The following is a 14,023-nucleotide window of genomic DNA, read 5'->3' as shown; positions in this document are numbered from 1 at the left end:
CACCACCATCCCCGTGAAGGAGCAGCTCATGATCGTCACCACCACCCCCACCGTCGAGGGATACCCCGTCACCCAGTACCTGCGAGTCGTCTGCGGTGAGACCGTCGCAGGAGTCAACTTCCTCAAGGACATGGCCGCGGGGTTCCGGAACTTCGTGGGAGGCCGTTCCCAGTCCTACGAGGAAGAGCTGATCCAGGCCCGGGAGACGGCCCTGGCGGAAATGGTGCAGCGCGCCCAGGAGCTCGGCGCTGAAGGCGTCGTCGGCGTCGACCTCGACTACGAGACGCTGGGGACGGACAACGGCATGCTCATGGTGACCGCCTCGGGCACCGCGGTGCGGTTCTCCCCTGTCTCCTGAGCGAAACTGAGCCCCAGCCCCATTCAGGGGAAGGCTTGAGTCACTGAAACAACCCGCCCGCGAATTTCCCAGATTTTTCCCAGGGATCTGTCCCTCGTCCTCACAGGGTGAGGGCGTTACATAGTAGTCACCGCCGGACAGGGACGGTCTCGAGGGTTGGGGAGCCCGATGACAGATCGCTCCTCTGAGATGGGGTCGGGTCATAGGGAGCCTGGCATCATCGTTCCGGCGAAGGAGGAACCGCCTCCTCGGGTGCATGGGACCCCGGGTCGCAGGTGGGACCTCGCGAGGCTTGGGCCCGCGGTTCGGACTTCCGAACCGCGGGCCGAGTCCTTTCTCGGCCCCGTCGGGTATGCCCAGTCCGGCTTCCTGTCCCGCTCTCGCGCTATGAGAGAACTTGTGAGGACCGCGGCCGACCAAGCGCGTCAGGATAAGGGCATGACTGACTCCGCCGGCTCAGCACAGCCCGTCTTCTCCCGTCGCTCCACTGCTCGCGTGCGCACGGACCGCCCCTCTCGCTACGGCAAGCAGCTGGCTTCTCACATGGGCCGCAAGATCACCACCACATGGGATGAGGCATCCCAGACCGGCTCCCTGATTTTCGACCGTGAGGGGGTCGCCACCGGCGCCGTCGAGTTCTCCTGTCACGATGACATCCTCCAGCTCGACCTGGCTGCCGACGACGCGCACCTCGAGCGCCTCGAGCAGGTCACTGGAATCCACTTGGCCCGCTTCGGCGCCAAGGAGGGGCTCGTCGTGAGCTGGATCCGTCAGGACGGGGCCCCCGGGACCACTCAGGGGCCGCTGACTCCGGAGGATCTCGAGCGCATGCGCGCCGAGCGCGAGGCCCGCCAGGCCTCATCGTGATGAAGCGCCGCTCGGTCGTACCTTAGGTCGCGAGGTCGTACCCTGACCCCTCGACTTCGAGGCATAGGGCACGACCGCGACGGCGGCCTACGCGGTCGACTCCTCCTCGGCGACGGGGTTGCCCACGCGCAGCATGAGGAGCAGCCCTGTGGCCAGCACGGCGACGATCCCGAGGATCCCCCAGTAGTTCGCGCCCGGCCCGACGATGCGCGTCCCCAGGTAGATGAAGATGCCGTACATCGCGGGCGCCATGAAGGAGACCGCGCGCCCGGTGGTCGCGTAGAGCCCGAAGATCTCGCCCTCCTGTCCCTCGGGGATGAGCCGGGCCAGGAAGGATCGGGCGGCCGACTGGGCCGGCCCCACGCAGGCCGACAGCAGCAGGCCCAGCACCCAGAAGGCCACGGTCCCGGCGGAGTGCAGGAAGAACACCAGCAGCCCGGCCACCACCAGGATGATGAGGCTGGCCATGATGACGTTGCGCGGCCCGAAGCGGTCATCGAGCCGCCCGGCCCAGATGGTGGCGATGCCGGCCACGATGTTGGCCACGATGGCGAAGATGATGACGTCGCCCGATGAGAAGCCGAAGGTGTTCTGGGCGATGATGCCGCCGTAGGTGAAGACCCCGGCCAGCCCGTCCCTGAAGACGGCGGCGGCCAGCAGGAACCACAGCAGGCGCGGCTGGAAGTGGTGCAGCTGGAGTAGGGTGCGCCACAGCAGCTTGTAGGAGGTCAGGATCGACTCCTTGCGCCTGCCCTGGTGGGAGACGGCCTCTACCGGCTCGGCCTCCATGGCGGCCCGGTCCCGTCCCGGCTCAGCGGTCGCCATCCCCTCGCTGACCTCCGCGACGTGCTCGGCGTGAGAGCGCCCGAGCCTGCGGGAGCGGTTGATGAGGACGGGAAGGGCGGACAGGCCGAACCAGGCCGCCGACACGAGCATGGCGACGCGTACCCCCATCCCGCTTCCGGCCGCGAAGGAGACCAGGGGGCTCGGCCCCACGAGAGCGACGTAGAGGATGAGCAGCAGGACGATGCCGCCGAGGTAGCCCATCCCCCACCCCAGCCCGCTGACGGCACCAATGCGGTCCTTGGAGGCCAGGTGGTTGAGGATGGCGTTGTAGTTGACCGAGGCCAGCTCGAAGAAGATGTTGCCGACCCCCAGCAGGACGATGCCGAACCACAGGTAGCCGGGCTCGGGCCGCACCAGGAACAGGGCCGCCGAGACCGCCACCACCACCGCGGTGTAGCCCCCGAGCCAGAAGACGGTCCGCCCGCCCCGATCCGAGCGCTGCCCGGTCACCGGCGCCAGCAGGGCGATGAACAGACCGGCGATGGCCAGCCCGAGGGACAGCGCCGACTCGTTGTCCGCCTTGGCCCCGAAGGAGTCGCTGACCAGGTAGACGGTGAAGACGAAGGTGGTGATGACCGCGTTGAAGGCCGCCGACCCCCAGTCCCACAGGCCCCAGGCGATGACGGGCCAGGACAGGAGCCGGGTGCGGGAGCCGGCCTGCGTCGGAGCAGTCACTGTCGTGCTCATGGAAGAGACGATAGAGCCATCCGGGCCGGCGGCGGTACCGAAAGGGAAACAGACCTGATCGTCAGTTCTCCCCACCGGTCCCGGCAGGGCGCTCCCCCTGCGCGGACTGCCGCACCAGGAGCAGCTCGGCCAGGGCAAGATCCATCGGCGTGGTCACCTTCATGGCGCGCTCGTCACCGGCAACGACGACGACGCTGCCGCCGCAGGCCTCAACGAGGCCGGCGTCGTCGGAGGCGGCGAGCGCCTCGTCCCCGGCCCGCTCGGCACCGGCGCGGTGGGCGGCGACGAGCACGGGGGTCGAGAATCCCTGGGGGGTCTGGACCGCCCGGAGCCGGTCGCGTCGGGGGGTGCCGACGACGGGCTCGGGCTCCCCCGCGGGCGGGCCTCGACCTCCTTGACGGTATCGGTCACGGGCAGCGCCGGGACCACCGCCTCGTGTCCGGCCCGCACGGCCGCGACCACCCGCTGCGCCACCTCCGGCGGCGTCAGCGCCCGCGCGGCGTCGTGGACGATGACGACGTCGGCCTGCGGTACGGCGGCCAGGGCCGCTGCGAGCCCGAGGGCCACAGAGGCCTGTCGGGAGCGGGGCGAGCCGGCCACGACCTCGATCCCAGGGCGGCGGCCCGCCACGGCCCCGACCGATCCGTCCGCCAGGCCCGCGAGCTCGGCGCGGAACCGGTCGACCTCCTCAGCGGGGGCGGTGACGACGACGTGGCTGACAACCCCCGAGGCGATGAGCCCGGCCGCCGCCCGTCGCAGGAGGCTGACGCCGCCCACCGGGACAAGGGCCTTGGGGACCCCGGCACCCAGGCGGGAACCGGAGCCCGCCGCAGTGAGAACGGCGACCGCCCCACCCGGAGCGGACTCGGGCGGGGCGGATACTTGGGATGAAGGGCTGGTGCTCACGGACAGGACGCTACCGCGTCCCCGACGCGCTGAGCACGAGCGCTGCGTTAGGAGGCGAGGACCTCGTCCAGGCGGGACTCCGCCTCCTCCTCAGGGGTCTTCTGGGCCAGGGCCAGCTCGGAGACGAGAATCTGGCGGGCCTTGGCGAGCATGCGCTTCTCGCCGGCGGACAGGCCGCGGTCCGTGTCCCGGCGGGAGAGGTCCCGCACGACCTCGGCGACCTTAATGACGTCCCCGGAGGCGATCTTCTCCTGGTTGGCCTTGAAACGGCGAGACCAGTTCGTGGGCTCCTCGGTCAGCGGCGCCCGCAGCACCTCGAAGACCTTTTCCAAACCGGTCTCATCAACCACATCACGGACGCCGATGAGCTCAACGCTTTCGGCTGGAACCAAGATGGTCAGGTCACCCTGGGCCACCTCGAGCTGCAGATACGTCTTCTCCTCACCGCGTACCTTGCGCTGCCGGATGTCAATGATCCGGGCGGCCCCGTGGTGCGGGTAGACGACAGTCTCACCGACTTCATAGGTCATAAGGATGACTCTCCAGACTGGTTTGCGGACCTCTAGTTTATCAGGTCATTCCGCGCAAAGATCGGGGACGTATCTCACAGAGGTCACGGCGGGCACGGCCCGGGACCGGGGGCGAGAACTGCGCCGCCACCCGCACTGGAGAATCAGTGCTCCGAATCCCCGTCCAGGCGATAGCCGAGCCCCCTGACCGTGGTGATGAGAACCGGTTTGGAGGCGTCGGCCTCAATCCGGCCCCGGAGCCGTTTGATATGGACGTCCAGAGTTTTCGTGTCGCCCTCATAATCGGGCCCCCACAGGCGCTCCAGGATCTGGCTGCGGGTGAGCACGCGGCCGGGGTGACGCAGAAACAGCTCGAGGAGCTCGAACTCCCGCAGCGGCATGGCGACCACCTCGCCGTCGACCCTGACCTCGTGGCGCTCGACGTCCATCCGCACCCCGCCGGCGACCAGCACCGGCTCGGGCTCCGGGGCGGCCGCGCGGCTACGGCGCAGAACCGCCTTGAGGCGCGCCAAGAGCTCCCGGTAGGAGTAGGGCTTGGTAACGTAGTCGTCGGCCCCGATCTCCAGGCCGACGATCTTGTCCAGCTCGGTGTCCTTGGCGGTGAGCATGATGACCGGCACGGAGGAGGAGCGCCGGATCCGGGTGCACACCTCCGTCCCGTCCAGGCGGGGCAGCATGAGGTCCAGCAGGACCAGATCAATGGGACCGACCCCGCCGGGGCGCCGGGAGGCCTCGAAGATCTCGACGGCGCGCTGGCCGTCCTCGGCCTCGACCACCTCGAAGCCGTCGCGCCGCAGCCCGTAGGCGAGCGGGTCGCGGAAGTTCTCCTCGTCCTCGACCAGGAGGATCCGCGTCGGGCCGCCCACCGCCGTCATCGACGACGCGGCCAGTGCGCCGGAGGGCGCAGACGGCCCCGAGCCCGACGCCGCGGAGCGCTCCGCCGGGCTCATGACCCGCTCCCGGGGACGTGCTCCGCCGCGACGTCGACGAGTTGATCCTGAACCGAACCAGTCCCGACCGACTCACCCTCCACCGGTTCGCCCTCACCCAGACGCGGCAGCACGAGGGTGAAGGTGGAGCCGCGCCCCGGGGCGGACCACAGCTCGACGGTGCCGCCGTGGTCGGCGGCCACGTGCTTGACGATGCTCAGCCCCAGGCCGGTGCCCCCGGTGGCGCGCGAGCGGGCCTTGTCCACGCGGTAGAAGCGCTCGAAGACGCGCTCCTGCTCCTCCTTGGGGATGCCGATGCCCTGGTCGACCACGGCGATGCGCACGATGTCGGGGTCCTCCGCGTCCAGCGAGACGCCCACCGAGACCCGGGTGCGCGGCTCGGAGTAGCGGATGGCGTTGTCCAGCAGGTTGCGCACGGCGGTGGTGATGAGGGCGGCGTCGCCGCGCACCCGCAGTCCCTTGGTACCGCCGGACACGAGGGTGATCTGGCGGCCGTCGGCCTCGACGCGCACCCGGTCCACGGCCTCGGCGACGACGTCGTCGATGTCAACGACCTCGGGCTCGGCCAGGGCGTCGCCCTCCTGGAGGCGGGTGAGCTCGATGATCTCCTGGACCAGGACGCCCAGGCGGCGGGCCTCCTTGCGCATACGCCCGGAGTAGTCGCGCACGAAGTCGGGGTCGTCTGCGCCGGCCTCGACGGTCTCGGCCAGCAGCTGGATCGCGCCGACCGGGGTCTTGAGCTCGTGGGAGACGTTGGCGACGAAGTCGCGGCGCATGGCCTCAACCCGGCGGGCGGCGGTGTGGTCCTCGATGAGGATGAGGACGCGACCCTGGCCGATACCGGCCACGCGCACCTGCAGGTGGAACTGGCCCGCACCCGACACCCTCCCCCGGGCCACGGTGACGGCCGCGTCCTGCGCCTGGCCCGAGGCCCGCACGCGCCCCACCATCGCCACCACGGTCGGCTCGATGACGGCGTCGTCGCGCACGATGTTGAAGGTGTAGGCCGACGCCGAGGCGCGCAGGACCTCGTCGTCGTCATCGAGGACGACAACGGTCGAGCGCAGCGCCGCCAGCACCGGGACGGCCGTATCGGTCCCGGCCAGGCCGGCCAGGTCGGCGGCGCTCGTGGCCGCCCTGCGCTCACGCCGGGACAGCGCAACACCGATCCCCACCCCCAGGCACATGAGGCCGGCGGCGACAAGGAGGAGAACGGTAACGGTCAGGCCCACGCCTCTAGGGTAGATGAGCCCCGACGGCGCCCACCGTCCGGCGCCGCCTGTGGGCGTGCCGCTTGCGGCGGGGTCTCAGGACTGCTGTGCTTGGGGACAACATCCTTGGCGGCGGCCTCGGCGGGATCGGCGAGCAGCGTCGTCGAGCCACGTCACCGACCGGCCCGAACCATCGGTCCTCGCCCCCGAACAGGAGCAGCCTCATGCGCGCCATCTTCAACCAGGAGCTCAAGCAGCTGGGCTCCGACCTCGAGTCCATGGCCAACCAGGTCGCCACCGCGATCGAGCGGGCCGCGGAGTCCCTGCGCCAGGGGGACATCGTCATCGCCGAGCAGGTGATCGACGCCGACGAGCGCATCAACGACCTCCAGCGCGACATCGACGACCTGTGCGTCATGCTGCTGGCCCGTCAGCAGCCGGTGGCCGGGGACCTGCGCAATGTCCTGTCCGCGCTGCGCATGGCCCAGACCCTGGAGCGCCAGGGCGACCTGGCCCGCCACGTGGCGGCCATCGCCCGCGGCCGCTACCCCGAGCCGCCGCTGCCCGAGCCGGTCCTGGGGCTCATCCTGGAGATGGCGGACCTGGCGGTGCGCGCCGGCAAGGACGTCGCCCGCCTCATCTCGACGCGGGACCTGGAGCTGGCCTCCGTCATTCAGACCAACGACGCCGAGCTCGACGCCCTGCACCGCCGCTCCTTCCAGATGATCCTGGACCCTGCTCACGACCTGAGCCGCCAGCAGGTCATCGACGCCGTCCTCATGGGCCGCTTCCTGGAGCGCTTCGGCGACCACTCCACGTCGGTGGCCAGCCGCGTGGCCTACCTCGTCTCGGGAGCCTCCATGCCCGAGACGCATGACGCTGAGGACGCCGACGCGCTCCACTGAGCACCTGGAACCAATGACGCGGGCGGCGTCGGGCCTTCCTTGAGGTCCGACGCCGCCCGCGTCATGGAGGGTGCGGTAGGCCGCCGGGGCTCACTTGCCCTGGTTGGCCACCGCTGCGATCTTGGCCTCGGCCTCGGGGTCGAGGTAGCGGCCGCCCTTCTTGAGGGGCTTGAGGGTCTCCTCGTCGAGCTCGTAGACCAGCGGGATCCCGGTGGGGATGTTGACACCGGCGATGTCGTCGTCGGAGATGTCGTCGAGGTGCTTGACGATGGCGCGCAGCGAGTTGCCGTGGGCGGCGATCATGACGGTCTTGCCGGTCTTGATCTCGGGGACGATGGTGCCCTCCCAGTAGGGCAGGAGGCGCTCGAGGACGTCCTTGAGGCACTCAGTGGCCGGGATGGGCTCACCGGCGTAGCGGGGGTCGGCGTCCTGGGAGAACTCCGAGCCGGCCTCGATGGCCGGCGGCGGCACGTCGTAGGAGCGGCGCCACTGCATGAACTGCTCCTCCCCGTACTCGTCCCGGATCTCCTTCTTGTTCTTGCCCTGCAGGGCGCCGTAGTGGCGCTCGTTGAGGCGCCAGTTGCGCTCGACCGGGATCCAGTGGCGGTCCGCGGCGTCCAGGGACAGGTTGGCGGTCATGATGGCGCGGCGCAGCATCGAGGTGAAGAGCTTCTCGGGGAGGACGCCGGCCTCCTTGAGCAGCTCGCCACCGTGGACGGCCTCGGCGCGGCCCTTGTCTGACAGTGGGACATCGACCCAGCCGGTGAAGAGGTTCTTCGCGTTCCATTCGCTCTCGCCGTGGCGGAGCAGTACGAGGGTGTAAGCCATGGCCCTATCCTGCCAGGATCACGGGCATGGCGCGAGGCCCAAGAGGCCCAGGAGAGCGCCTCCACGGTGGGGTACCGTCGCATCGCCCCGAAGGCACGACCGGCGGTGATACCGCCCGCTCACGGAACGAATTCACGTACTGAAAACACAACGACCCTGGTAATGCGCCTGAGCGCACAACCAGAGTCGTGGTGCGAGGTGGCAGTCAGCTCGAGAATGACCCGATGCGGGGTGCCGGCAGCATCTGAGCCGGGCGCCCCACGTTCCCTCAGTTGCCGGGGTTGACCTCGTAGTAGGCCTTGCGCACCTCAGCGGAGACGCGGCCGCGGTCAGAAACCTCAAGGCCCTGCTCACGGGCCCACTCGCGAATCTTCTGAGTGTCAGAGGGGCCGCTGGAACGACGACGACCGGAACTACGGCGGCCGCCGGTGCGACGAGCCTTTCCGATCCATTCCTCAAGGGACTCACGAAGAGCGGCTGCGTGCTCGTCGTTCAGGTCGATCTCGTAGGAGACGCCATCAAGGGCGAAGGTGACGGTCTGATTGGCCTCGGACCCGTCGACATCGTCGACGAGGATGACCTGAGTCTTCTGTGCCATGATTCCTCATTCTGAGTGGAGGGAGCGGGCCTGAAGGATGTATCCCGCTGCGGACAACGTTAGATTAAACAATAGTTGCCCTCAATGCAACACGGCTATTCGTCGCCCCCATTACCGGCCGCTGCCCCAATCACCCAGCGATGCGCGATGACATACCACCCCGAAGGTCTTGACGACTGAGACGAAAACTGTGAAAGCACTGAGGTCATGTTTGGAGATCCCCACGAGACTCGGCGGAACAATCCAGGCATGGCACCCCACCTCCTCCCGCTGCATAGAGGTATCCAACGACCAGTCAATCAGAGGCGGCCAATCTCCCAGATGACTCTCAGATAGCGGTGGGGGATTCTCTCAGCCGGAAGACAATGCCTGAAGCGCCACCACCCTCACCCTGAGGAACATCACGTCAAGCCAGGAGAATCCTCCCCGGTCAAGCCGCGACACCCCCTTGCCGCTCGACGGCGAAGGATTTCGGCCATGCGGTCATCCCCAAAACCCGGGCCAGGAACGACCACTGCGGCCACCGAATGTGCCGGACGGCACACCGAGCGGCTGCGGGCAGGGCGCCGGGAACCCAAAAGCCCCGGAAGGCATGACCTCCCGGGGCTGATCGAGCCGCCTGTGGGAATCGAACCCACGACCTATTCATTACGAGTGAATCGCTCTGCCGACTGAGCTAAGGCGGCGCTGGCACAAGCAGCAGAGCCGAACATACCGGCCTCGCGGCCGCCACCGCAATCCAGCGCCGCGGGGAGAACCGTGTTCCTCGACACAGTTAACCGCCCGCCTCGCCGCATCGGCACCACCGTCGAGGACAAAGAGCCCTCCAAACCCCCAGGCCTCCCCGGATTCCCCGACTCAGCACTGGATCATGACGACGTCGTGGCACATCCTGGACAGGAGTGCGCCTGAGCCCAACAGCCGCCCCGAATCACCCGCAACATCCAGGCCCGGTATTGTCCGCACGTCATTCAACAGGTCTCCCTCTCCGTAAGGATCCCCATGAGCGAGTCTCCGTCCAGCCACTCCCCCACCTCTCCAGCGCCACATTCGGGTGCGTCGCCGTCACCCTCCCGAGCTTCCCAGCCCGACCAGATCCGGGACCGCGGCGACGCCGGATACAACAAGTCGCTGAAGAACCGCCACCTGCAGATGATCGCCATTGGCGGCTCCATCGGCACGGGTCTTTTCATGGGTGCCGGCGGCCGACTCAAGGAGGGCGGGGCGGGGCTGATGTTCGCCTATGCCGTCTGCGGAATCTTCGCCTTCCTCATGGTGCGCGCTCTGGGCGAGCTCGCCATCCGCAGACCCTCCTCCGGAGCATTCGTCTCCTACGCCCGTGAGTTCCTCGGCGAGAAGGGCGCCTACATCACCGGCTGGTTCTTCTTCCTGGACTGGTCGGTCACCGTCATGGCGGACATCACGGCCGTGGCCAACTATCTCCACTACTGGACGGCTCTGAAGGTTGTCCCGCAGTGGGTCTTCGCGCTCATCGCGCTCGTCCTGGTCTTCATCCTCAACATGCTCAACGTCAAGATGTTCGGTGAGGCCGAGTTCTGGTTCGCGCTCATCAAGGTCGCCGCCATCGTGTCCTTCATGGTGGTGGCCATCGTCGCCATTGTTCTCGGGCTTCACACCGGAACGGACCCCCAGGGAGGCGCGATCACCGCAGGAGCTCACAACATCCTCGAAAACGGAGGCCTCTTCCCCAAGGGATTCCCGATCGTCTTCGCCCTGACCCTCGGCGTCGTCTTCGCCTTCGGCGGCACGGAGATGGTGGGAGTGGCCGCAGGTGAGGCCACGGAGGCCGAGAAGATCCTGCCCAAGGCGATCAACTCGATGATTCTGCGCATCTTCGTCTTCTACGTCGGCTCGGTCATGCTGCTGGCACTGGTCCTGCCCTACACCTCCTACTCCAAGACCGAGTCGCCCTTCGTCACCTTCTTCTCCGGGATCGGTGTGCCCTATGCCGGCGACATCATCCAGGTCGTGGTCCTCACCGCCGCGCTGTCCTCCCTCAACGCCGGCCTGTACGCCACCGGACGCACCCTGCGCTCCATGGCGGTGGCCGGTGAGGCCCCTCGGGTGGCGGCCGGGCTCAACAAGCACCAGGTTCCTGCCGGGGGCATCATCATCACCTCCGCCCTGGGGCTGCTCGGCGTCGTCCTCAACGCCTACCTGCCCGGTGACGCCTTCGACATCGTCATGAACCTGGCCGGCATCGGCATCGCCGGGACCTGGGGAGCCATCCTCGTCACCCACCTCGCCTTCCTGCGGCGGGTGCAGGAGGGCAAGGAGGTGCGCCCGGCCTACCGGATGCCCTGGGCCCCCTGGTCCAACTACGCGGCCCTGGCCTTCTTCACCATCGTCGTGGTCTCGAACGTGGCCGACCCGGCCGGACGTTGGACTCTGGCCCTGTTCGCCATCGTCGCCGTCATGATGGTGGCAGGCTGGTACGCGGTGCGGGGACGCATTCGGGGCGACCTGCTCGATGACGTCCTCGCCGACGAGGTGGACGAAGCCGCATCCGCCCCGTCGCACGAGGCCTGAGCGACAGGAGGCTGAGCCCATGCACGTTCACATCATCTACACCGGGGGCACCATCGGGATGGTGGACTCCCCTCACGGTCTCGTTCCCGGTGCGGATCTGGAGGGGTGGCTCCACTCGCTGCTGGAGGGCACGCCCCTGGCGCGCTCGGTGTCGGTGACCTCGCTGGCCCCGCTCATCGACTCCTCGAACGCCACCCCGCTGTCCTGGCAGGCGATCGTGGACGACCTGCGCGCCCACGCCGCAGCCGACCCGCAGGCCGCCTTCGTCATCCTGCACGGGACCGACACCATGGCCTACACCAGTGCCGCCCTGTCCTATGCGCTGGCGGATCTGAGCGCTCCGGTCGTCGTCACCGGTTCCCAGCTCCCCCTCGGAGAACTGGGAACCGACGCCGCGGCGAATGTCACTGGGGCGCTCAAGGCCGCCACCTCCGGGCGCCTGAGCGGGGTGGCGCTGTTCTTCGGACATCGGCTCCTGGCCGGGAACCGGGTCACGAAGTCCTCCTCGTGGGCCTTCACCGGTTTCGAGTCCCCCAATGCGGCTCCTCTGGCCACCACTGGCGCCCCGTGGCAGTGGGCCCCAAGCACCCGGGCCGGAGCCGGTTGGAAGGACGCCGCCCCCTACGCCCGTCACGACGTCGTCGTGGTCGACCTGGTCCCGGGCATCACCGCGGCCCGCCTGGAGGCGCTGCTGACACCGCTGCCCGAGGCCGTGATCCTGCGGGCCTTCGGAGTCGGCAACGTGCCGTCCCAGGAGCCGGGGCTGACCGACGTCGTCGAGCGAGTGATCGATGCCGGGACGGCCGTCATCGTCACCTCCCAGTGCCACGAGTCCGAGGTCCTCCTGGGGCACTACGAGGCCGGGGACGCACTGGCCCGCAGTGGCGCCGTCGGCAGCCACGACATGACCCTGGAGGCCGCCTACGCCAAGGTCCAGTTCCTGCTCTCGCAGGGACTGACGGGAGACGACCTGGCCGGCTGGATGGGACGATCCATCGCCGGTGAGCTGAGCCAGTGAGCCGAGCCAGCAGGAGTCGAGCAGCGCCGGCACCCGTGCTGCTCGACTGAGTAATCGGCCCCGGACGACGCGACTGTCGTCCGGGGCCGCTCTCATGGCCTGCGGGAACCGGGAGGGCCGGCTGGCCTGGCGATGGTCAGCAGGTGAGTCCCTTGGCCGGCATCGTCCCGTTGAGCAGGTAGGTGTCCACGGCCTTCTTGACGCAGTCGTTGGAGCGCCCGTAGGCGGTGTGCCCGTTGCCCTTCCAGGTCATGAGCTGACCGGTCTCGAGCTGATCGGCCAGTGCCTCGGACCAGGCGTAGGGCGTGGCCGGGTCGCCGGTGGTGCCCACCACGAGGATCGGCGCGGCACCGGAGGCCGTGATCTTCTCGCGCTTGCGGCTCGACGTGTGGCCCCAGCCCTGGCAGTAGGCGTCGGGGTAGAGCAGCTGGGAGCCGAAGGTGGGCGAGGCCTCGTTGACGGCCTTGGCCTCCTCCTCCCAGGAGGAGCTGTCCCCCTGGACCGGGTAGTCCAGGCAGTTGACCGCCATGAGGGCCTCAGCGCCGTTACCGGAGTAGCTGCCGTCGCTCTGGCGGGAGGAGACGGCGTCGGCGATGGCCAGCAGCGCGCTTCCGTCCGGACTGCCCACCTTGCCCATCGCCTGGGACAGCGCCAGGGTGAGGGAGGGCCACAGCTGGGTCTGGTACATCGAGCCCAGCACCCCGTAGACGGCCAGGTCGTAGGTCAGCGGCCGCTTGTCGTCGGAGGTCGGCAGGGGCGCCGCCTTCGTGGACTCGAGGAACTCGCGGACCTGGGAGACTCCGGAGTCGACGTCCCCGCTCAGGGGGCAGCCCAGCTTGGAGCTCTGGCAGTTCTGCACGTAGGCCCGCAGCGAGGCCTCGAAGCCCTTGGCCTGCCCCAGGGACAGGTCCGCGGCGCTCAGGGAGGGGTCGACGGCGCCGTCGAGGACCAGCCGCCCGGTGTTGGCGGGGAACAGCTCGGCGTAGGTGGCCCCCAGGTAGGTGCCGTAGGAGAAGCCCAGGTAGGTCAGCGCCTGCTGGCCGTCAACCGCCCGCAGGATGTCGAGGTCCTTGGCGGCGCTGATGGTGTCGATGTGGTCCAGGAGCCCCGCGGGGCTGGTCTTCGACGCGCAGGCCTCCCCCATCTTCTGCGCCCGCTCCTGGGTGGCGGCGGCCGAGGGGGTCGCCGGGTCGTTCGCCCCGGCCCGTTCGGCGTCGAGCTCGGCGTCGGTCAGGCAGTCGACCGCCGTGGAGGCGCCCACGCCACGCGGGTCGAAGCCGACGACGTCGTAGGAGCTGGTGAGATTCTTGGAGAAGTAGGAGCCGGCGCTCTCGACCAGCTCGATGCCCGACCCTCCCGGCCCACCCGGGTTGACGAACAGCGAGCCGACGGAGTCCCCGCTAGCGGCCCGCTTCTTCACCGCGATCTCGATCGTCTCGCCGCCGGGGTTGTCGTAGTCCAGCGGCACCTTGACCTTGGCGCAGGTGAAGCCGGTGTCCTTCCCCGACTTCGCCTCGCCCATCCCCTTCTTGTCACAGGCGTACCAGGAGACCTTCTGGTTGTAGAAGCTCTCCAGCCCGGCCGGAATCGTTGCCGTGGCCGACGCCGTTGCCGGCGTTGCCTTGATATCGGTGTCATCCTGGCAGGCGGTCAGGCCCCCGCACACCAGAAGTGCGGAGAGAGCCACGAGCAGAGGCTTGATACGAGGCCGAGGCGAGGTCGCAGTAGTCACGATGTGAACCATATGCTGCCGTGCCACCGGGGGCCTC

General features: G+C 68.7%; 12 protein-coding genes, 1 tRNA gene and 1 pseudogene. 5 read left to right on the top strand and 9 right to left on the bottom strand.

The features are described 5' to 3' along the window. Positions 1–28: 28 nt before the first annotated feature. Together HMPREF9058_RS00230 and HMPREF9058_RS00225 are read left to right on the top strand one after the other, a co-directional pair. Positions 29–358, top strand: coding sequence for a heavy metal-binding domain-containing protein (locus HMPREF9058_RS00230; RefSeq protein ID WP_003787857.1), 330 nt, complete (start codon positions 29–31; stop codon positions 356–358). A 438-nt stretch (positions 359–796) separates the two neighbouring features. Continuing rightward, positions 797–1,225 (top strand): DUF2218 domain-containing protein, encoded by a 429-nt coding sequence (locus HMPREF9058_RS00225; protein WP_009747606.1) that lies wholly within the window; start codon positions 797–799, stop codon positions 1,223–1,225. An 87-nt stretch (positions 1,226–1,312) separates the two neighbouring features. Here HMPREF9058_RS00225 and HMPREF9058_RS00220 read toward each other — a convergent pair whose 3' ends face one another. The 5 genes and pseudogenes from HMPREF9058_RS00220 to HMPREF9058_RS00200 all read right to left on the bottom strand — a co-directional run bounded on the left by HMPREF9058_RS00220 (position 1,313) and on the right by HMPREF9058_RS00200 (position 6,376). Beyond that, positions 1,313–2,758: an MFS transporter gene (locus HMPREF9058_RS00220; protein ID WP_043537544.1), complete on the bottom strand. Its 1,446-nt coding sequence runs from the start codon at positions 2,756–2,758 to the stop codon at positions 1,313–1,315. A 61-nt stretch (positions 2,759–2,819) separates the two neighbouring features. Beyond that, positions 2,820–3,664 (bottom strand): annotated as a pseudogene (locus tag HMPREF9058_RS00215) (2-C-methyl-D-erythritol 4-phosphate cytidylyltransferase). A 47-nt stretch (positions 3,665–3,711) separates the two neighbouring features. Further along, positions 3,712–4,194 (bottom strand): CarD family transcriptional regulator, encoded by a 483-nt coding sequence (locus tag HMPREF9058_RS00210; RefSeq protein WP_003779424.1) that lies wholly within the window; start codon positions 4,192–4,194, stop codon positions 3,712–3,714. Between the two features lie 143 nt (positions 4,195–4,337). Beyond that, positions 4,338–5,069: a response regulator transcription factor gene (locus HMPREF9058_RS00205; protein ID WP_043537685.1), complete on the bottom strand. Its 732-nt coding sequence runs from the start codon at positions 5,067–5,069 to the stop codon at positions 4,338–4,340. Between the two features lie 71 nt (positions 5,070–5,140). Continuing rightward, complete coding sequence (locus tag HMPREF9058_RS00200; protein ID WP_009405920.1) at positions 5,141–6,376, bottom strand: cell wall metabolism sensor histidine kinase WalK; 1,236 nt, start codon at positions 6,374–6,376, stop codon at positions 5,141–5,143. 203 nt (positions 6,377–6,579) lie between these two features. Here HMPREF9058_RS00200 and phoU point away from each other — a divergent pair, with 203 nt between their 5' ends. Further along, positions 6,580–7,260, top strand: a complete 681-nt coding sequence (gene phoU / locus HMPREF9058_RS00195; protein WP_003787867.1) for a phosphate signaling complex protein PhoU — start codon at positions 6,580–6,582, stop codon at positions 7,258–7,260. Between the two features lie 90 nt (positions 7,261–7,350). Here the strand turns inward: phoU and HMPREF9058_RS00190 are convergent, their stop codons facing one another. From HMPREF9058_RS00190 to HMPREF9058_RS00180, 3 genes are all read right to left on the bottom strand, one after another. Next, on the bottom strand, positions 7,351–8,088 hold the full coding sequence (locus HMPREF9058_RS00190; protein ID WP_009406077.1) for a phosphoglyceromutase: 738 nt from the start codon (positions 8,086–8,088) through the stop codon (positions 7,351–7,353). Between the two features lie 268 nt (positions 8,089–8,356). Beyond that, positions 8,357–8,686, bottom strand: a complete 330-nt coding sequence (locus HMPREF9058_RS00185) for an Lsr2 family protein (protein WP_009406140.1) — start codon at positions 8,684–8,686, stop codon at positions 8,357–8,359. Between the two features lie 613 nt (positions 8,687–9,299). Continuing rightward, a tRNA-Thr gene (locus HMPREF9058_RS00180) sits at positions 9,300–9,372 on the bottom strand. Positions 9,373–9,688: 316 nt separating this feature from the next. Here HMPREF9058_RS00180 and HMPREF9058_RS00175 point away from each other — a divergent pair. Further along, complete coding sequence (locus HMPREF9058_RS00175; protein ID WP_009747588.1) at positions 9,689–11,236, top strand: amino acid permease; 1,548 nt, start codon at positions 9,689–9,691, stop codon at positions 11,234–11,236. A 19-nt stretch (positions 11,237–11,255) separates the two neighbouring features. Next, the gene (locus HMPREF9058_RS00170; RefSeq protein WP_009747591.1) at positions 11,256–12,254 is read left to right on the top strand and encodes an asparaginase; all 999 of its coding nucleotides are present in this window, start codon (positions 11,256–11,258) and stop codon (positions 12,252–12,254) included. 136 nt (positions 12,255–12,390) lie between these two features. Here HMPREF9058_RS00170 and HMPREF9058_RS00165 read toward each other — a convergent pair whose 3' ends face one another. After that, the gene (locus HMPREF9058_RS00165; protein ID WP_043537543.1) at positions 12,391–13,998 is read right to left on the bottom strand and encodes an alpha/beta hydrolase; all 1,608 of its coding nucleotides are present in this window, start codon (positions 13,996–13,998) and stop codon (positions 12,391–12,393) included. Positions 13,999–14,023: the final 25 nt, after the last annotated feature.

This window comes from Actinomyces sp. oral taxon 175 str. F0384, assembly GCF_000223355.1.
In the GTDB taxonomy this organism is placed as follows: domain Bacteria; phylum Actinomycetota; class Actinomycetes; order Actinomycetales; family Actinomycetaceae; genus Actinomyces; species Actinomyces oris.
This window is presented reverse-complemented; position numbering and strand designations above follow the sequence as displayed.

Bases quoted from the DNA above. Each gene is read 5' to 3' on its own strand.
- HMPREF9058_RS00230 (WP_003787857.1), top strand. From the start codon at position 29: ATGATCGTCACCACCACCCCCACCGTCGAGGGATACCCCGTCACCCAG.
- HMPREF9058_RS00225 (WP_009747606.1), top strand. From the start codon at position 797: ATGACTGACTCCGCCGGCTCAGCACAGCCCGTCTTCTCCCGTCGCTCC.
- HMPREF9058_RS00220 (WP_043537544.1), bottom strand. From the start codon at position 2,758: ATGAGCACGACAGTGACTGCTCCGACGCAGGCCGGCTCCCGCACCCGG.
- HMPREF9058_RS00210 (WP_003779424.1), bottom strand. From the start codon at position 4,194: ATGACCTATGAAGTCGGTGAGACTGTCGTCTACCCGCACCACGGGGCC.
- HMPREF9058_RS00205 (WP_043537685.1), bottom strand. From the start codon at position 5,069: ATGACGGCGGTGGGCGGCCCGACGCGGATCCTCCTGGTCGAGGACGAG.
- phoU (WP_003787867.1), top strand. From the start codon at position 6,580: ATGCGCGCCATCTTCAACCAGGAGCTCAAGCAGCTGGGCTCCGACCTC.
- HMPREF9058_RS00190 (WP_009406077.1), bottom strand. From the start codon at position 8,088: ATGGCTTACACCCTCGTACTGCTCCGCCACGGCGAGAGCGAATGGAAC.
- HMPREF9058_RS00185 (WP_009406140.1), bottom strand. From the start codon at position 8,686: ATGGCACAGAAGACTCAGGTCATCCTCGTCGACGATGTCGACGGGTCC.
- HMPREF9058_RS00175 (WP_009747588.1), top strand. From the start codon at position 9,689: ATGAGCGAGTCTCCGTCCAGCCACTCCCCCACCTCTCCAGCGCCACAT.
- HMPREF9058_RS00170 (WP_009747591.1), top strand. From the start codon at position 11,256: ATGCACGTTCACATCATCTACACCGGGGGCACCATCGGGATGGTGGAC.
- HMPREF9058_RS00165 (WP_043537543.1), bottom strand. From the start codon at position 13,998: ATGGTTCACATCGTGACTACTGCGACCTCGCCTCGGCCTCGTATCAAG.